This is a genomic window from Cryobacterium aureum (assembly GCF_002954245.1).
In the GTDB taxonomy this organism is placed as follows: domain Bacteria; phylum Actinomycetota; class Actinomycetes; order Actinomycetales; family Microbacteriaceae; genus Cryobacterium; species Cryobacterium aureum.
This window is the reverse complement of the sequence record NZ_PPTG01000014.1, coordinates 42,047-60,021: the sequence shown is the minus strand read 5'-3', so window position 1 is coordinate 60,021 and position 17,975 is coordinate 42,047. Positions and strand designations below refer to the sequence as shown.

The 17,975-nt window shown below is 64.7% G+C and carries 17 protein-coding genes; 11 read left to right on the top strand and 6 right to left on the bottom strand.

Annotated elements, in window-relative coordinates; all coding sequences use genetic code 11:
- The first annotated feature begins 55 nt into the window (after nt 1-55).
- From CJ028_RS05885 to CJ028_RS05875, 3 genes are all read left to right on the top strand, one after another.
- The gene (locus CJ028_RS05885; RefSeq protein ID WP_105034351.1) at nt 56-1,441 is read left to right on the top strand and encodes an FAD-binding oxidoreductase; all 1,386 of its coding nucleotides are present in this window, start codon (nt 56-58) and stop codon (nt 1,439-1,441) included.
- Between the two features lie 31 nt (nt 1,442-1,472).
- A complete protein-coding gene (locus CJ028_RS05880) occupies nt 1,473-2,687 on the top strand; it encodes a PrsW family intramembrane metalloprotease (protein ID WP_105034350.1) in 1,215 nt (404 codons plus the stop codon).
- Nucleotides 2,688-2,867: 180 nt separating this feature from the next.
- A complete protein-coding gene (locus tag CJ028_RS05875; protein WP_105034349.1) occupies nt 2,868-3,239 on the top strand; it encodes an FKBP-type peptidyl-prolyl cis-trans isomerase in 372 nt (123 codons plus the stop codon).
- Between the two features lie 47 nt (nt 3,240-3,286).
- On the opposite strand, the gene CJ028_RS05870 is transcribed toward CJ028_RS05875, so the two are convergent.
- Together CJ028_RS05870 and CJ028_RS05865 are read right to left on the bottom strand one after the other, a co-directional pair.
- The gene (locus tag CJ028_RS05870; RefSeq protein WP_105034348.1) at nt 3,287-3,532 is read right to left on the bottom strand and encodes a DUF167 domain-containing protein; all 246 of its coding nucleotides are present in this window, start codon (nt 3,530-3,532) and stop codon (nt 3,287-3,289) included.
- Nucleotides 3,533-3,601: 69 nt separating this feature from the next.
- Nucleotides 3,602-4,009 carry a pyridoxamine 5'-phosphate oxidase family protein gene (locus tag CJ028_RS05865; RefSeq protein WP_240607121.1) on the bottom strand — a complete coding sequence of 136 codons (408 nt, stop codon included), beginning with the start codon at nt 4,007-4,009 and terminating at the stop codon, nt 3,602-3,604.
- A gap of 246 nt (nt 4,010-4,255) precedes the next feature.
- On the opposite strand from CJ028_RS05865, the gene CJ028_RS05860 reads away from it, so the two are divergent.
- Nucleotides 4,256-6,007, top strand: a complete 1,752-nt coding sequence (locus tag CJ028_RS05860) for a BCCT family transporter (RefSeq protein WP_240607120.1) — start codon at nt 4,256-4,258, stop codon at nt 6,005-6,007.
- A gap of 22 nt (nt 6,008-6,029) precedes the next feature.
- Here CJ028_RS05860 and CJ028_RS05855 read toward each other — a convergent pair whose 3' ends face one another.
- A complete protein-coding gene (locus CJ028_RS05855; protein WP_129590398.1) occupies nt 6,030-6,296 on the bottom strand; it encodes a protealysin inhibitor emfourin in 267 nt (88 codons plus the stop codon).
- A gap of 9 nt (nt 6,297-6,305) precedes the next feature.
- Nucleotides 6,306-7,457 carry a M4 family metallopeptidase gene (locus tag CJ028_RS05850; protein WP_105034344.1) on the bottom strand — a complete coding sequence of 384 codons (1,152 nt, stop codon included), beginning with the start codon at nt 7,455-7,457 and terminating at the stop codon, nt 6,306-6,308.
- Nucleotides 7,458-7,526: 69 nt separating this feature from the next.
- Here CJ028_RS05850 and CJ028_RS05845 point away from each other — a divergent pair, with 69 nt between their 5' ends.
- From CJ028_RS05845 to CJ028_RS05835, 3 genes are read left to right on the top strand one after another with little or no spacing between them, the layout of a single operon-like run.
- On the top strand, nt 7,527-8,417 hold the full coding sequence (locus CJ028_RS05845; protein ID WP_105034343.1) for an LLM class flavin-dependent oxidoreductase: 891 nt from the start codon (nt 7,527-7,529) through the stop codon (nt 8,415-8,417).
- Nucleotides 8,418-8,477: 60 nt separating this feature from the next.
- Nucleotides 8,478-9,587, top strand: a complete 1,110-nt coding sequence (locus tag CJ028_RS05840) for an AI-2E family transporter (RefSeq protein WP_105034342.1) — start codon at nt 8,478-8,480, stop codon at nt 9,585-9,587.
- Between the two features lie 59 nt (nt 9,588-9,646).
- A complete protein-coding gene (locus CJ028_RS05835; protein ID WP_105034341.1) occupies nt 9,647-12,529 on the top strand; it encodes an aminotransferase in 2,883 nt (960 codons plus the stop codon).
- Here the strand turns inward: CJ028_RS05835 and CJ028_RS22060 are convergent.
- Nucleotides 12,465-12,752, bottom strand: a complete 288-nt coding sequence (locus CJ028_RS22060) for a DUF7882 family protein (protein WP_439099029.1) — start codon at nt 12,750-12,752, stop codon at nt 12,465-12,467. The two genes, CJ028_RS05835 and CJ028_RS22060, sit on opposite strands and share 65 nt — an antisense overlap.
- Before the next feature lie 181 nt (nt 12,753-12,933).
- Here CJ028_RS22060 and rpsO point away from each other — a divergent pair, with 181 nt between their 5' ends.
- The 4 genes from rpsO to CJ028_RS05815 all read left to right on the top strand — a co-directional run bounded on the left by rpsO (nt 12,934) and on the right by CJ028_RS05815 (nt 16,521).
- A complete protein-coding gene (gene rpsO / locus CJ028_RS05830) occupies nt 12,934-13,203 on the top strand; it encodes a 30S ribosomal protein S15 (RefSeq protein WP_092112143.1) in 270 nt (89 codons plus the stop codon).
- Between the two features lie 171 nt (nt 13,204-13,374).
- Nucleotides 13,375-14,889, top strand: a complete 1,515-nt coding sequence (locus tag CJ028_RS05825) for an amino acid permease (RefSeq protein ID WP_105034340.1) — start codon at nt 13,375-13,377, stop codon at nt 14,887-14,889.
- An 87-nt stretch (nt 14,890-14,976) separates the two neighbouring features.
- Nucleotides 14,977-15,687: a substrate-binding domain-containing protein gene (locus tag CJ028_RS05820; RefSeq protein ID WP_105034339.1), complete on the top strand. Its 711-nt coding sequence runs from the start codon at nt 14,977-14,979 to the stop codon at nt 15,685-15,687.
- 36 nt (nt 15,688-15,723) lie between these two features.
- Nucleotides 15,724-16,521 (top strand): hydroxypyruvate isomerase family protein, encoded by a 798-nt coding sequence (locus CJ028_RS05815; protein WP_105034338.1) that lies wholly within the window; start codon nt 15,724-15,726, stop codon nt 16,519-16,521.
- Here the strand turns inward: CJ028_RS05815 and CJ028_RS05810 are convergent.
- Nucleotides 16,511-17,587, bottom strand: coding sequence for a GAF domain-containing protein (locus CJ028_RS05810; protein ID WP_161498904.1), 1,077 nt, complete (start codon nt 17,585-17,587; stop codon nt 16,511-16,513). The two genes, CJ028_RS05815 and CJ028_RS05810, sit on opposite strands and share 11 nt — an antisense overlap.
- Nucleotides 17,588-17,975 lie beyond the last annotated feature (388 nt).

Below are 17,975 nucleotides of genomic sequence, written 5' to 3'. Positions count from 1 at the left end.
GGACGCGGGACGGTAGCGGAAATCGGACCTGGGTGCTCGTCGATAGGCTGGGGGGATGAACGCACTGCTGCGCCTCCAGTCCGAGCTTGGCGACATCGTCAGCACTGCACAACTCGACCTCGCTGCCAGCCGCACCGACAAATCCGGCTGGATCGCCGACGGCACACCCCTCGCCATCGTGCGCGCCACCACGGTCGCTCACGTGCAGGCGGTGCTGCGCATCGCCACCGAATTCCGCGTGCCGGTGGTCACCCGCGGCGCCGGAACGGGACTCTCCGGCGGAGCCTGCGGCACCGACGGGTCCATCGTGCTTAGTGTGGCCGGGCTGACCCGCATCCTGGAAATCAACCCTGACGACGAACTCGCCGTGGTCGAAGCCGGGGTGATCAACCAGCACCTGAACGACGCGCTCGCCCAGCAGAACCTGTGGTTTGCCCCCGATCCGGCCAGCAAAGCCATTTCCACCGTCGGCGGCAATATCGCCACGAACGCCGGCGGCCTGCTCTGCGCCAAATACGGCGTCACCCGGGAAGCGGTGCTCGGCCTGACCGTCGTGCTCGCCGACGGCAGCTTGCTGCGCACCGGGCACCGCACCGTTAAAGGCGTCACCGGCTACGATCTCACCGCCCTGCTCACCGGCTCCGAGGGGACCCTCGGCGTCATCGTCGAAGCGACCGTGCGGGTGCGCGCGCTCACGGCAGGCACCGTAGCCACCATCGGTGCGGTTTTCGACACTGTCACGGCGGCGGCCGCAGGCAGCGCGGCGATCACGGCCGCACGCATCCGCCCCGCCGTCATGGAACTGATCGACCCGGTCGCGCTCGGCCTGGTCGCCGCCTACCTCGGGCCAGAGGGTTCGGCCGGTTTGCCGCTCGGTCGCGGCGCATTCCTGCTCGTGCAGACCGACGGCCCGGCTGCGCTCGCCGAAGCCGAACAGGCCGTTGCCGTGTTGCGGGCGGCCGGCGGCGAAGCCAGCCTGTCGACGGATGCTGCCTCCGGCGACCGCCTGCTGGCCATCCGCCGCGCCATGCACCCGGCCCTGGAGCAGTTCGGCCGCGTGCTGATCGAAGATGTGTCGGTGCCGCGCTCGCGTATGGCCGAGATGTTCGCCGCGATCGCCGAAATCAGCGCTCGCACCGGCATTCCCATTCCCACCGTCGCCCACGCCGGCGACGGCAACCTGCACCCGAATTTCGTTATTCCACGCGAAGGAGCAGCGGATGCGGCAGTGCCCGACGAGATCTGGGCCGCCGCCGACGAGATGTTCCAGGCCGCGCTCGCCCTCGGCGGCACCCTCACCGGAGAACACGGCGTCGGTGTGCTGAAACGCCGCTGGTTGCGCGATGAGATCGGCGATACGAGCCTCGCGCTGCAACGTCAGCTCAAAGCGGTCTTTGATCCGCTCGATCTTCTAAACCCCGGCACGATGTTTGCTGCCTGAGCCGCGCCGCCCGCGCCGGTATTCTCGAGTAATGAGCCTCGACCAGCCGCCAGGCCAGCAGCCAGGCCAGCCGCAGCCATTCCCGCAGTGGCCCGTGCAGCCGAGTCCGTCGCCGGTGCAGCCGGTTTGGAGCCAGCCGGTGCGCCCAGCTCGCGTCGGCCCGATCGTACTGGCCGTGATCGGCATCGTGGTCGCCGGGCTGGCCCTGCTCGCCGTGTTTTTGTACCTCACCACGTTCCTCGGCGCCGGCGCCCTACTCGTCGGGCTGATCCTGGCGCTGGTGCCGCTCGCTGTCGTGCTGCTCGCGGTGCGCTGGATCGACCGCTGGGACCCGGAGCCGCGACCCGCCTTCATTTTCGCCCTGCTGTGGGGTGCCGGCATCTCCATCATCACCGCTCTGCTTTTCGACCTCGGTGTTCAGATCACGATAGCGGCCAGCGCGGGGGCACTGACCGGGAGTGATTTCGCATCCGCCGTCATTCAGGCCCCGATCGTAGAGGAAGTCGCCAAGGGCTTCGGCATTCTCGTACTGTTCTGGGCGGTGCGGAGGCACTTCGACGGCCCGGTCGACGGCGTCGTCTACGCCGCGACGATTGCGGCCGGCTTTGCGTTCTCGGAGAACATTCAATACTTCGGACTGGCCATGACCGAGGGCAACGCGCAGAGCCTCGGCATCACGTTCTTGCTGCGCGGGGTCTTTTCGCCGTTCGCGCACGTCACGTTCACGATCTGCACGGGGCTTGCCCTCGGCCTGGCCGGGCGGCGCAGCGCAGGCAAGGGCGGGGCGGTCGGTTATTTTCTGCTCGGCCTGATCCCCGCGATCCTCCTGCACGCGCTGTGGAACGGGTCCACCTTTGTGCTCAGCGGCGACGCCGCTGTGCTCATCTACTACGCGGTCGTGCAGGTGCCGCTGTTCATCGCCGCAATTCTCATCGTGCTGTTTCTACGCCGGCAGGAGGCCCGCATCACCCTGCGGCGGCTGCACGAATATTCTCAGGCCGGCTGGTTCACCGCGGCCGAGGTCTCCATGCTCGGCACGGGCGCCGGGCGACGCCAGGCGCTCGCCTGGGGCAGACGCCAGCAACGCCCGAAGAAGCTCGCAATGCGTCACTTCATAACGGATGCGACCCGCCTCGCCTTCGTGCGCGACCGTCTCGTTCGGGGCCAGAGCACTCCGGCCCTGCACGCCCAGGAAGCTCGACTGCTCGGACGGCTGATGAATCATCGGGCCGACGTGCTGGGATAACGGCACCAACAGAAACTCGCCGCTTCGGTGGTGTGGCAGTGCCGACGACTCTCCCGATGCGACGAGTTGGTGTATACCAAGAATGCACCCGTGAGCGGGCTGGCGCAAGCATTATTTTCTCTGTCGTCCGAGGTGGGCGGCCGGTGTGCAATTCGGCGCCGAATCCGGTTGGATGGGGGTATGACTGATTTGAATTCCAAGCCCGAAATTGACTTCCCGGAGGGCGCTGCCCCCGAACAGCTCGAGATTACCGATGTTGTCGTTGGTGACGGTGCCGAGGCTACCGCCGGCGCGACCGTCGACGTGCATTACCTCGGTGTCGAATTTGCGTCCGGCGACGAGTTCGACTCATCCTGGAACCGCCGCCAGTCGATCAACTTTCCGCTGCGCTCGCTCATCGCCGGCTGGCAGGAAGGTATTCCCGGCATGAAGGTCGGTGGCCGGCGCAAGCTCGTTGTGCCCCCGCACCTCGCCTACGGGCCGGCCGGTTCCGGTCACCGCCTCTCCGGCCAGACCCTGATCTTCGTGATCGACCTGCTCGGCGTGAGCTGAGTCGTTCGACCCTGACTACGACCGGCCCTGACTACGACCGGTCCTGACTACGACCGGTCGATGCGCAGGTGTTTGATCTTCGACGTGTGACCGCGGATGATGCTCACATCGCGCTTGGCCACCGTGAAGTGCTTGGCCAGCAGTGCCACGAGGGCGTCGTTCGCGGCGCCCTCGACGGCCCGCTGCTGCAGAAAGACCGTAACGGATGCGTGGTCCGATGTGCTCTCCGGATCGTCCACCACGAGCGGGCCTTTGCGGCTGCCGGGCTTCACGTGCACCGTGAGATTGAGCATGGCGGGCACGGCACTCCTGTTTGCCCCGGTTCGTGGTGAGGGGCGCACTACAACGCTAGTGCGCTGAGGCTAGAGCAGAGCCGCCGTCGGCTCCGGGCCGAGTGAAAACCGCCGTCCGGTGATGGACTCCGGCACGATCTCGACGAACACCGGCTTGACCGTGGGGATCAGCGGTCGCAGCGGCAGGGCGGCGGCGTCGTCGATCTCCCGCTGGGTGTCGAGCGCCCGGGCCGTTCCGTGCACGACGACGCTCCACGCGTCGTCGCGACCCACGCCATCCGTTTCGAAAGCGACCCGGTTGTTGACCGTGAGCTCGATTAGTTTGGTGCCCGACGCGGTGCGAAAGAGCAAGTGCCGGTCGGCGGCGACGAAATTGACCGGAAAGATATCGGGGATGCCGCCAACGGCCACGGCGAGGCGGCCCAGACTGGCCGAGAGCAAGACATTCCAGCATTCCTCTTCGCTGAGATTTTGCACGCCGATGCAGCCTCGTTGACGTCATTGAAAGTCATGGTCCATCGTCACACGCCCCGGGCCTCAGGGCCAGAGCGCCGGCGTGTTTTCCACCACAGCGGGCGCCTAAAATACTTTGCCCCCAATTGGGGGTGTTTTACCTGTAAACTGGAGTTTTGCCCAGCGGGGCAGGCACCTGGCGGTGCACAAGCGGTTTAATCCTGAGGGGTTTTGTCGCTCGTTGCGATCTATTCTAGAGAGGGTTCCACAGTGAGTGCACTACCCGAAGTACCGGCGAAACCGTCGCACAGCAGTCCACCCAAACCCCGTCGTTTCGCCGTTCCGGCACCGCGAGTGTTCTACCCGGCACTCGGCATCATTTTGGCCGTCGTCATCGTCGCCATCACTTTTCCCGTGCGGACGGGCAGCGTTCTCGCCCTGCTGCAGGGTTGGGTGGTGGCCGGCCTCGGCCCGTACTATATGGTCATCGTCGCGGCTTTCGTCGTGTTCGCCATTTGGATGGGCCTGAGCCGTTTCGGCGACATCAAGCTGGGTAAAGACGACGACGAACCCGAATTCGGCCTGATGAGCTGGTTCTCGATGCTCTTCGCTGCCGGGATGGGCATCGGTCTGGTCTTCTGGGGGGCCTCAGAACCCCTCACCTTCTTCACGACTCCGAAGCCGGGCGTGACCGGCGATTCCGCGGATCTCGCCTCCGCTGCGATGTCGCAGACCTTCCTGCACTGGGGGTTCCACGCCTGGGCCATCTATGCCGTTGTCGGCCTAGCCCTCGCTTACTCGATCCACCGGAAGGGGCGGCCGGTTTCCATCCGCTGGGCCCTCGAGCCGCTCCTCGGGACGCGGCGGGTCAAGGGGCGCCTCGGTGACGCGATCGACGTGATCGCCATCGTCGGTACCCTGTTCGGTGTCGCGACCTCTCTCGGACTCGGTGTCAAGCAGATCGCCGCCGGATTGAGCTTTCTCGGTGTGGTCGGCGAGGTCACTAATACCCTGCTCATCATTTTGATCGTCGTCATCACCATCATCGCGACGGCTTCGGTTGTCAGCGGCGTCGGCAAGGGCATCAAGTGGCTGTCCAACATTAACCTCGGCATGGCTGGCTTTCTGCTCGTAGCCGTGCTGCTGCTCGGCCCCACGATGTACCTGCTGCGTTTGCTCGTGCAGTCGATCGGTGGCTACTTTCAGAACGTTGTCGGACTCACCTTTGACACCGGAGCGTTCACCGGCCAGGCTGGCCTCGACTTCCAGGGTGCCTGGACGATCTTCTACTGGGGCTGGTGGATCTCGTGGGCACCGTTCGTTGGCGTGTTCATCGCGCGCATTTCACGTGGACGCACGGTTCGCCAGTTCATTGCCGGCGTGCTGCTCGTTCCGACCCTGGTCACGTTCGTCTGGTTCGCGGTCATGGGCGGCAGCGCTATCCGTCAGGCCTGGGAAGGTGACGGCGGCGGGCTCTTCGACCCCAAGGTCGGCATTATCCCCGAGAATGTGCTGTTCAGCTTTCTGGGCACCCTGCCGTTCGGCGTGATCCTTTCGGTGCTCGCGGTGATCGTTATTGCGATCTTCTTCATCACCTCCGCCGACTCAGGTTCGCTCGTGATCGACATGCTCGCATCCGGCGGGGACACCAATCCGCCCAAGTGGAGCCGCATCATGTGGGCCGGCCTCGGCGGGCTCGTGGCCATCGCACTGCTGTTGGCTGGTGGACTGGCCGCTCTGCAGACCGGTGCGATTTTGACCGCTATTCCGGTGAGCATCGTCATGATCGGCATGTGTATTGCTCTCTACAAGGCCTTCCGCGTCGAACACGAGGATTTGGTGGCTGCCGAACGACGTCAGCGCCGGGAGGAGATGGCCCGCCGGATCGGTAAGTCCGTCACCGCGCATCTCGAGGAGAACTTTGACGACCACTTCGGTGACCAGGTCGACGGGCACATCGAGGCGGCACTGACCGACGATCCGACGCGTCGCCCGCGCTGGGGGCGTCATCCGAAGGCCTAACGCCTGAAATGGGTCAGGGGCGCTACATACCGTTGGCGGCCCTGACCCGGTTGACCAGATCGCGCCACGGCCCGTTCACTTGGGGTTCGGCGAGCACCACCTCGTGCGGGGAGCACCGAATGCGGTAGACGAATCGGTCGGGGGTAGCCTCGCTGTCGGTGACGTCGTCCCAGGGCAGGGAGTTCAGAAACTCGGCCCACGTATTCGGGTCGGGTTGTTCTTCGACTCGCACTTCCCAGGTCAGGCGGATGCCCGCCATCCCGCCGCTGCGGGAGACGATGACTTTCATACCGTGATGCTACTCCGGAGGTCGGGGTACGCCTGCCGGCCTCGGGGATGCCGGTGGGGCTGGTTGATTGGGAAGCGGCGACGGAATTGCCGCCACCACGCCCACCATCGCCCAGGCTCGCAGGACCGCGTCGTGGGCGGCACCGCCATTGCCGTAGAGGCGCGCCGCGGTATCGGCCGTTGCCGCGGCGAACGCGGCGAAATCGCTGGTGCGGGCCAGCGCCCCGCCGGTGAGGGTGTCGTACCAAATGTGGCCCGGCGTCTCCCAGGCGTTGCCGCCGAGGGCATCGGCGACCAGGTAGAACGCGCGGTTGGGAATGCCCGAATTGAGGTGCACTCCGCCGTTGTCGTCGTCGGTTTCCACGTACCCGGCCATGCTGTCGGGTTGTGGATCTTTGCCGAGCACATCGTCGTTGTATGCGGTCCCTGGCGTTTTCATCGAACGCAGGGCTACGCCCTCGACCTGGTCGGTGAACAGGCCTTCGCCGATCAACCAGCTGGCCTCAGCTGTGGATTGGTTCTTGACGTGTTGCTCGACCAGGGTGCCGAAGACGTCGGAGATGGACTCGTTGAGCGCCCCCGACTGGCCTTGGTAGGTGAGGTTGGCCGTGAACTGGGTGACTCCGTGGGTGAGCTCGTGCCCGATCACACTGGGCGAAATCGTGAAGCGCGTGAAAACCTGCCCGTCACCATCGCCGAACACCATGCGTTCGCCGTCCCAGAAGGCGTTGTCGTACTGCTTGCCGTAGTGCACGGTCGCGTCCAAGGGCAGTCCGTTGCCGTCGATGCTGTCGCGCCCGAACTGGGTCCAGAACAGGGCTTGCGTTGCACCGAGCCCGTCGTACGCCTCGTTCACGGCCGGGTCAGTGCCGGCAGGCTGACCCTCGGTGCGCACCCGGCGACCGGGCAGGCGTTCCTGGCCACCGGCATCCGAAATGGTGCGGTCAGACTCACCCGGGGTGCGCGCCGGCAGGGCGCGCGCCCCCGAGTAGGGAAACGGATGCGTCCCGCCCCGCAACTGCCGAATCTGCGAGTCCCGCAGCAGCGAAGCCCGGGCGGCCGCCGCAGCGTGCGCAAATCGGGGATCGTCAAGTTTTGCCAGCCGCACCAGCAGATAGGGCGGAACGATCGTGCATGTGGTGTGGAGCTCGCGAGTGTCCATGTGCAGAGTCTGGCACCCGCCGCCGACATTGCAACCGCGCGTTTTGACCCTGCTGAATAGACTCGGTTCATGCGCTTTGGAATCGTCATCCTTCCCCAGGACCCGTGGCCCGTTGCCCGCAGAAAATGGCTCGGCGCCGAGCAGTACGGTTTTGACCACGCCTTCACCTACGACCATTTGTCCTGGCGCTCGCTCGCCGACGAACCGTGGAACGCGACCATCCCCACCCTGACCGCCGCTGCGGCTGTGACCGAACGGATCACACTCGGCACCTTTGTCTCGTCGCCGAACTTTCGGCATCCGGTACCGTTCGCCAAGGATGTCGCGACGGCCGACGACGTGTCGGGCGGGCGATTTCTGCTCGGCATCGGGTCGGGCGGCACCGGTTTTGACGCGAGCGTACTCGGCCAGCCGGAGTCCAGCCCCCGGCAGCGCCACGACCGGTTCGCCGAATTCGTCACTGACCTCGACCTGCTGTTGCGCGGCGAGGAAGTGGGCTCAACCGACGGAATCAGTTTTGCCGGCGAATGGTACACCGCAGTTGGCGCGCGGATGGTGGCATCAACTGCCAGCGACCCGGCACGCCCGCGTGTGCCGTTCCTGATCGCCGCCAACGGGCCGAAGGGCCTCGGGCTGGTGAGCCGATTCGGGCAGGGCTGGGCGACGACCGGACGAGACGGTGCCGAGGGAGAAGAGTGGTGGGCCAGCCTGCGCGGCCTCGCCGACCGACTCGACGACGTCGTCAGCGACGCCGGTCGCGACCCCGCCGCTATCGACCGCTACCTCTCACTCGACAGCGGCGGAACATATTCCCTGCAGAGCGTGAACGCGTTTGAGGATGCCGTCGGCCGGGCCGCCGAGCTCGGCTTCACCGACGTGATCAGCCACTGGCCACGCGAGCACGGAATCTATGCCGGCGACGAATCCATCCTCGACACGGTGGCCGCCATGCTGAACTGAATCGGTCAAAGAAGCCGGTCGATCGGGGTTTTTCGGCCAGCGGATGTCTAGGCTGGGTTCATGCGCGCACACGACGACCCCACGCCCATCGTTCCCCGCACCCCCCTGACTGACCGGCTCGGCTGGCTAGGCCTGCGCAGCGGCCAGATTCTGCTCGTCATCCTGCTGGCCTCCGTGGTCATCTTCGGCCTGGTGCAACTCAAGCTCGTCGTCATCCCGGTGCTAATCGCCATCATCCTGGCTTCAGCGCTGAGCCCGGTCATCAATGGTCTGCGACGGCGCGGCGTCGCCGCCATCCTGGCCACCTGGATCACCCTCCTCGGTGGCATCGCCGTGTTCGGCGGTATTATCACGCTCATCGTCTTCGCGGTACGCGACCAGTGGGACGAGCTGTTCTCCTCGGCATCCGAAGGCATCGACCACCTGCAGCAGTTTGTCATTGACGGACCGATCGAGATTGACGAGCAACAGATCACCGACGCTCGCAATAATGTCGTCGATTTTCTCACCAGCAGCCAATTCGGCACCGGGGCGCTCGCCGGGGCATCCGCTGTCTTCTCACTGGTCACCGGTGCCGTGCTGCTCGTGGTCATTCTGTTCTTCTTTCTCAAGGACGGCGACCAGATCTGGAATTTCTTCCTGACCCCGTTCAAGGGCGAGCGCCTGGCCCGCGGACGCCGCATCGGTCAGACCTCGGTGCGCGTGCTCGGCGGCTACGTGCGCGGCACGGCGATCGTCGCCGCCGTCGATGCGACGGCGATCGGCATCGGCCTGGCCATTCTGCAAGTGCCGCTCGCCCTGCCGCTGGCCGTCATCGTGTTCATCGGAGGTTTCATCCCACTCATCGGCGCTACGGCGGCCGGGGTGCTGGCTGCGCTCGTCGCGCTGGTCGCGAGCGGGCCCTTCGTCGCGCTTATCGTCATTCTTATCGTGATCGGAGTCCAGCAGCTAGAGGGCAACTTTCTGCAGCCCGTCGTCATGGCGCAGTCGCTCAAGCTGCACCCGCTCGTGATTCTGGTTGGCTTAACCGCCGGAACCATCCTCGGTGGCATCGTCGGTGCCGTGATCTCGGTGCCGATCGCGGCTGTCGCGTGGGCCATCGCCAAGGCCTGGAACACCCCGGATGCCCCGCGTGCCATCCCGCCCAAGCGTCGCCTGCAGAAGCGCTGACCGCGGCATCCGTTCAACCCTGCTCGTGCCACCGCTGCCACCCGCGTGACTGGAGAACCATGATCGAGCAGAGTCCCTTTCACCTGCCACGCCCGCGTCTGACGCCCGAGCAGGCGACCGAGCTGGCCCGCGACCGGTTCGGCGTCTCGGGCGTTGTCACCGAGCTTGGCAGTAACCAGGACCGCAACTTTCGGATCAAAACTGATGCCGGCTCGCTCGTTCTCAAAGTCTCTAACCCGGCCATCACTACGGTGCAGCTCGAGGCCCAGAACGCCGCTCTGGCGCACCTCGGCACCCTGGGGCTCGACCTTCCAGCTGCGATCGCCGGGATCGACGGCGGCGAGATTCAGCGCGTAACGATCGACGGGCAGAACCTCGATCTGCGACTGCTGACCTACGTCGACGGGCAACCGCTCACCGACGTCGTGCGTCTGTCGGTCGGGCAGATTCGCGCGCTCGGTGACGTGGCCGGGCGCATGGTTCGGGGCCTCGCAGACTTCGAACACCCGGGGACCGATCGCTTTTCGCAGTGGGATCTGCGGCGCTGCGGCGAGGTCATCGATGCTCTTCTTGGCTACGTTGACGACGAGGTGCGCCGTGAGCGGTTGCGCACCGTGACCGACGCCGTCCGGCAGCAGCTCGCGCGGGTTGCGGCCGACCTACGCGTGCAGACCATTCACGGTGACCTGACCGACGACAACGTGGTGAATCGCGCTGACGCAGCCGAGACGATCACCGGGGTGATCGACTTCGGCGACGTAGCCCAGGGCTGGCTTGTGGCCGAACTCGCCGCGACCTGCGCCTGCGTGCTGTACCGGAGCCCCCAGCATCCGCTCGCCGTCCTCGACGCAATCGAGGCATTCACAAAGCAGGTGCCGCTGACCGACACTGAACTCACCGCCCTCTGGCCGCTGGTCGTGCTGCGCACGGCGGTGCTCGTGGTGAGCGGCGAGCAGCAGGTACACCTCGACGGCGACAACGACTATGCCGACGCCAACCGCTCCCGCGAGTGGCTCGCCTTCGCTACCGCGGCCGAGCAGGACGGTGCCGAACTCGAGGCCCTCATCCGTTTCGTGGTGACCCAGACCGATGCTTCGATCGCGTATACCGAACACCCGCTGGCGGGCGCCCTCGACCCCAAAGCGATCATCGACCTGTCGGTCACGAGCGCAGCGTTCGACGCCGGAGTCTGGCTCGAACCCGGCATTGACGCGCGGGTGGCAGCCGATACCGCCGCGCGCTCGGGCCACGCCGTCACCCGCTACGGCGAGTATCGCCTGTCGCAGACCCGCATCGACACGGCCGAGGAATCGGTCACCCTGACCCTCGCAATCGAGGTGTATCTGCCTGCCGGCAGCCCGGTGACAGCGCCGATCGACGGGACCGTCACGGTGGTCGATGTCGACACCGTGCGGCTTGAGGGCGCAGACTACGACCTGTGGCTGACCGGGGTTCACGGGGGAGGGCTCGATGGGCAACGGATTCAGGCAGGTTCCGGCCTCGGAACGACCACCGCCCGGGTGACCGTGCAGGTCAGTCGGCTGCGCGGCATCCGTCCCCCGTTTTTCGTCGCACCCTCGGGCGCCGCACTGTGGCAGCGGGTCTGCCCCGACCCCTCAGCCCTGATCGGGTTGGAGACTGCCCGCCCACTCGTCGATCCGGCCGCGCTGCTGCAGCGCCGTCACGCGTCGTTCGCGCGCGTGCAGGAGCATTACTACGCGGCCCCGCCGCAGATCGAGCGCGGCTGGAAGCACCATTTGATTGACACGCACGGGCAGAGTTACGTCGACATGGTCAACAACGTCACGACCGTCGGTCACGGGCATCCGCGCATCGCCGAGGCGGCCCGCAGCCAGTGGTCGCTGCTCAACACCAACTCGCGTTTTCACTACGGCGAGCTTGTGCGGTTTACCGAACGTCTCGCCGAACTCGCGCCCGACCCGCTCGACACCGTTTTTCTGGTCAACAGCGGCACCGAGGCCGTCGACCTCGCCCTGCGCCTGGCCCTCACGTACACCGGCCATGACACCGTTCTCTCGGTGCGGGAGGCGTATCACGGCTGGTCGATGGCGGCGGATGCCGTCTCCTCCTCGGTCGCCGACAACCCCAGGGCGCTTCAGACCCGGCCAAACTGGGTGCACCTGGTCGAGGCGCCGAACGCCGTGCGCGGCAAGTATCGGGGCATGCAGTCGGCGCCGCAGTACCTTAACGACCTTGACGGCGACCTGGCGGCCCTGGCGGACGACGGGCGAACGGTGGCCGCATTCATCGCCGAACCGGTGTTCGGCAATGCTGGCGGAGTGCTGCTGCCCGACGGTTACCTGACCGGTGTCTACGAGAAAGTGCGCGCCAGCGGCGGGCTGTGCATCGCCGACGAGGTGCAGGTGAGCTATGCGCGCCTCGGCCGATACTTCTGGGGTACCGAGCAGCAAAACGTGGTTCCCGACATCATCACCATCGCCAAGGCGATGGGCAACGGGCATCCGCTCGGCGCTGTCATCACCCGCCGCGAGATAGCCGAACGCTTTGCCGACGACGGACCGTTCTTCTCCTCGGCCGGCGGCAGCCCGCTCAGCTGCCGCGTCGGCCTCACCGTGCTTGACATCATGCGCGATGAAGACCTGCAAGGCAACGCCGAGGTCGTCGGACGGCACCTCAAGGTGGGGCTTGAACAGCTCGGCGAACGGTTCGACTTGGTCGGCGCGGTCTACGGCATGGGGCTCTACCTCGGCGTCGAACTGGTGCGCGACCGGGTCGACTTCACCCCGGCCACTGCCGCCGCCGCCCGGCTCTGTGATGAATTGCTGCTGCGGGGCGTCATCGTGCAGCCTACCGGCGACTTCAAAAACGTGCTCAAGATCAAGCCGCCGCTCTGCCTCACCGTAGCCAGCGCCGACCATTTTCTGCACGCTCTCGAAGACGTTCTCGGCGAGCTGAGCTAGCGGCGTGTTTTCGCGGGGCTCGGGCCGAAGGCTCGGGCTCGATGATGAGAACCAGGCCGCCGGCACTATTGGCTGAGAGCATGAGTGCCTCGATCCATTCCCGATTGATGGACGGGATTCGGCTACCGGAATACCGGTAGTAGTAGAGCGTGCTCGTCGGGTCGAGCCAGATGGGCGCTCCAGCCGCTGCCCACGTCGGCGGAATCGTCCCAGGTGCACACAAAACTTTCGCGCCGGCGCAGTTTGGTGCTGATCACGATGGGCTGCGCCAATTCCAGTAGCGTGTGTGCGTCGGCCGCTCACTCTGCTAATGTGTATAGGTTGCCGTTTAACGGCCGCGGATAAAGAGAGCTCAGGCATTTGGCCAAGGGCACCGCGCAGTGAGAGAAAGGGGATCCCACTTTATGGCACTCGAACCAGATGCTAAGAAGGCGATCATCGAAAAGTACGCTACCCACCCAGGCGACACCGGGTCCCCGGAAGTTCAGATTGCAATGCTCACGCAGCGCATTCTCGACCTCACGGAGCACCTGAAAGAGCACAAGCACGACCACCACTCACGTCGTGGCCTGCTTCTTATGGTTGGTCAGCGTCGCCGTCTGCTCGGTTACCTGTCGGACATCGACATCACTCGGTACCGCACACTGATTGGCAGCCTCGGCCTGCGTCGCTAGTTTTCGTGTAGCTAAGTTGCACGAAGCGAGGGCAGCGTTGATAACGCGAACTTCTTCACAACGGGTCGTCACCTTGTAGGTGGCGGCCCGTTGTGCGTGCGACTGCCGAACGGGGGTAGAACGGGGTTGCTAGCATGAGGGGTTGGCAATAACGAACGGATACCACTACGCATGAGCCTCTGGCGCACCAAGAGTATTGAAGATTCGATAGCAGACTCGCTGGAGAAGGGCCACAGCCTTAAACGCACCCTCGGCACCTGGGACCTCATGATCATGGGCGTCGCCGTGGCCGTCGGAGCTGGAATCTTCTCGGTCGGCGCCAAGGCCGCCGGCAGCTACGCCGGTCCGTCGGTCACCCTCGCCTTTCTGCTGGCCGCATTCACCTGTGCGCTGGCGATCATGTGTTACGCCGAATTCGCCTCGGCCGTTCCCGTTGCCGGTTCCGCGTACACCTTCACCTACGCCACCCTCGGAGAGCTGCTGGCCTGGATCATCGGCTGGGACCTCATCCTTGAGATGCTCACCGCGGCCGCCGTGATCGCAAAATACTGGGGCATCTACCTCAGCACGGTGTTCGATCTGGCCGGTTGGAATGTCCCGTCCACGATCCCCGTGCTGGGACTCGACGTGAGCTGGGGCGCCTTCGTCATTGTCGCGATCTTCACCACGCTGCTCGTACTCGGCACTCAGCTGTCGGCCCGGGTCGCGAGCGTGTTCACGATCATCAAGGTCGCGATCGTCGTCTTCGTCATCATCGTCGGTGCCTTCTTCATCAACACGGCAAATTACACCCCGTTCATTCCGGCCGAGGTAGCCACGACGGGGGGCGAGGGGGACGTCTGGATGCAGTCGCTGTTCTCGTTCATGACCGGTGCAGCTCCCGCTCAGTACGGCCTGTTCGGCCTGCTCGCCGGCGCGTCCCTGGTTTTCTTCGCCTTCATCGGTTTCGACGTCGTCGCCACGAGCGCAGAAGAGGTCAAAAACCCGCAGAAGACCCTGCCGCGAGGCATCTTCGCGGGGCTTGCCATCGTCACGGTGCTCTACCTCGGCGTGAGCCTGGTGCTCACCGGCATGGTGCCGTACACGGTGCTGGCTGACGACCCTAAGGCTTCCCTCGCGACGGCCTTCGTCGCTGTCGGCGCGGGCTGGGCCGCTCAGGTTATCTCGATCGGAATCCTGGTCGGTCTCACGACGGTGATCATGGTGCTGTTGCTCGGCCTCTCCCGCGTGCTGTTCGCGATGAGCCGCGACGGCCTGCTGCCGCGCTGGCTCAGCGTGACGAGCGAGAAACGCCGTACCCCGGCACGCATTCAGATTATCTCCGGCGCCGCCGTTGCTGTGATCGCCGGTCTCACCGACGTGGGTGTGCTCGAAGAAATGATCAATATCGGTACCCTGTCAGCGTTCGTGCTGGTCAGCATCGCCGTGGTCGTGCTGCGCAAGAAGCGCCCCGACCTGCCGCGCGCTTTCAAGGTGCCCTTCTCGCCGGTGCTTCCAATTCTCTCGGCCGTGCTGTGTATCTGGCTGATGCTGAACCTCACAACGCTCACCTGGGTGCGCTTCGCGGTCTGGCTGGTCGTTGGCTTCATTGTGTACTTCGCCTACGGACGCCGCCACTCAGTGCTCGGTATCAAGCAGCGTGCTGCCGCTCGCATCGCTACGGTCGATTCTTCCAAGCCGCTATAGTATACGGGATACCCCTATAGTTACAGGGTGCCGGCAATATGTTCTTGCTCGGTCATAAATTTTACCAACGACGGCAGGATGTCTATCATGAGCAACCCGATCGACACGAAACCGAGCGTTGTATTGTTCAGCGGACTGGCGACTCAGAAGGCCCTCGAAGCCGAAATATTCGCCGCTTTCACTGCTGAAACGGGCATAACGATCGATGCCCACTTCGACCCCACCACCGAACTGCAACGCCGCTTCGCTGCCGGGGAGCGGCCGGACATCGTCATCGTCGCTTCCCCGGCCCTCGCGAGCCTGGGCATTGACGGTGTCATCGACCCGTCGACCGTCGTGCCGCTGGTGACGACCGGCATCGGAATCGGCGTGGCTGACGGCGCCGACAAGCCCGATATTTCCACCGTGCAGGCTCTCACCAGCACACTGCGAAACGCTCGTTCTGTCGCATATTCCCAGGCCGGTCAAAGCGGCATCTACTTTCGCACGCTGATCGAGCGCCTCGGCATCGCCGCTGAAGTTGATGCCCGAGCCACTCCGCTCGCGAAGGGGTTTACCGGCATGGCCGTGCGGGACGGCCGTGCCGATCTCGCGGTGCAGCAGCTCAGCGAGCTCGCCTTCGTGCCCGGAATTGCCATCGTCGGGCCGTTACCAGACGAGGTCCAGCACCTCACCGAATTTGCGGCCGCCCTGAGCAACGCGGCGGCGGCGAAGCCGGAGGCGCTGGCGCTGCTCAAATTCTTGAACGGTGACGTCGCCCGCGCCGCGTACGAACGAAGCGGTCTGCGCGCTGTGTGACCGCACAGCGCTCTCCGCGACGACGAGGAAATAGCTATGCGCGAACACACCCCGCTCCGCCTGGACGCGAACCTCAAATGGCTCTTTACGGAACTACCGTTCCTGGAACGTTTCGATGCAGCGGCCGCGGCCGGATTCACTGGCGTCGAATACGCGAACCCCTACGATTTTCCACCCACGCAATTGCGCTGCAGACTGGCGGATGCCGGGCTGCAGCAGGTACTCATCAACACGCCAGCGGGTGCGAGCAAGTCCCCGTCGAGGTTCGGCTACGCCTGTCGACCTGACTCGGTCCGCGAGTTCCGCGATGGCATCTCTCGATCGCTGGAATACGCGTCCGGTCTCGGTGCGACGCGCATCCACGTCATGGGCGGCCTGGTTCCTGAGGGGGTCCGGTGGGATCGTGCTTTCGCGACCTATGTCACCAACCTGGCCTGGGCGGCCGAGCAAGCGGCGTCAACCGACGTGATTCTCGTGCTCGAAGCGATGAATCAGCGGGATGCTCCTGGATTCGTGCTCGCGTCCGTTGAACAGGCCGCTTCGGTGGTGGAAGCCGTCGGCAGCGAGTCCCTTAGAATCCTCTACGACGTCTACCACGCCCAGGTGCAGCAGGGCGATGTGATCAGCCGCCTGCGCGCGCTCTTCCAGCACGTTGCCCACGTGCAGATCGCCGACCCGCCCAGCCGCGCTGAGCCGGGCACCGGCGAGATCGGCTGGAATTCATTCTTTGCCGAACTGCGCACTCTTGGTTATGACGGGTGGATCGGCCTGGAGTACCGACCGGCCGGCGAAACCGTCGCTGGCCTTGCCTGGCGCGATACCTTCACAATCTGATCGCGTGCAGTTCATCCTGAATCATCAGGGCCAGTTGCCGCAGGAGCACGATGTCAATATCCGCACGAATGCGTGGTTCCGGGTCGAACACGCACAGAATACCGATTCGTTCCCCCGACGGTGATTCGATCGGAAACCCCGCGAAAAATCGCACGAACGGCGCACCCGTTACGTACGAGTTGCTGCGAAAACGCTCGTCTTTTTGGGTATCGCCAACCACGAGTGCTCCCGGCTGGATAACGACGGTGGCCGACAGGGAATCGGATCCCGCCGGATTGTCATCCGTCGGTCCTGCACTTGCCACCACTCGCAACCCGGAATGATCGCGAAGTAGGAAGGCCGCGGACTCGGTGCCGAAGGACTGTCGCGCCAAGGCTAGGACCGGATCAAAGCGCGCCTCCCGCACACGTGGTTCGTCACCAGCCTCAACCTCGCGCGGCGCTGTGATCGGCAGTGACCTGGCCTTGTTCGGGCCGAGATGGTCCTGGGCCAGATCGAGTCGATCGGCCATTTCGCGGGCCAGGAATTCGCCCCACAGACGGTAGTCCGATGAATTTCGATACCGACCGGAGACCAGGCCGGAGAGAAGAATTGTGTTCTTAGTTAGTGGCAGGTACACCGTTCGCGGGATGCCTCGGCACACCCTCTCCGTGCGCGCGGTCAAACGACGTGCGTGCGCGTTGGCGATGGACCCGAGCAAGCTGTCAAAAGCGGGGATTGTTCGAATCGGTTGGATGTCCATCACATACATGTACGTTCCGTCGGACGTTTCCCGTTCGAGGGCCCGGAGCAGCAGGCCCATGTTTCGCTCCCACGCCCGTTCAGTGGTGAGATTCACGGCATCATTCACGCCGATAAACACGACGACCGCATTGATCTGGCTCAGATCTTGTCCGATGAGCAGATTCGGGAGCCCTTCCAGAAATCCAAAGGGGTCGGCAACCAGGGTCACATCCGTACCGCGGCCCGTTCGAGTCGATAGTGCACGGGCCAACGATCCGGGCAGCGCTAGATCGTGGCTCGTGACTCCCCAACCGGCAGCGGTGCCGCCGCCAAGAATCAGCACACGATCGCTGTTCGTCCCCGGCGAGTGGGCCTGTGGAGGTCCGGTCGGCCGTGGAATAGTGTCACTGTTCTGCAGAGCCAGTTTCATCCACGCGCGCATAATCCCGACAACTAGTAGTCGTCTCAGTCCCTGCACAATCGCGCCCTCCTTTCAGTCACCGCTACTCTGCCCGAGACTCCGACCGTGCCCACCGACTACGTGGCCCCAGTTCGGGGCTGATTCTGGGTCTGATAAGCTCGGTACGGTCCTTCTTCGGAAGTGGCCGAGCAACCGGAGCGCAGCTGGTAGGAAGCTGGTCCTCGGTGGTGGTTCCCCAGGGCGTTGAATCTGGTGAATTTCTACTGGTGGCCAGCAAAGCGACAGCGTTGAAATAAAACAGTTGACGCGC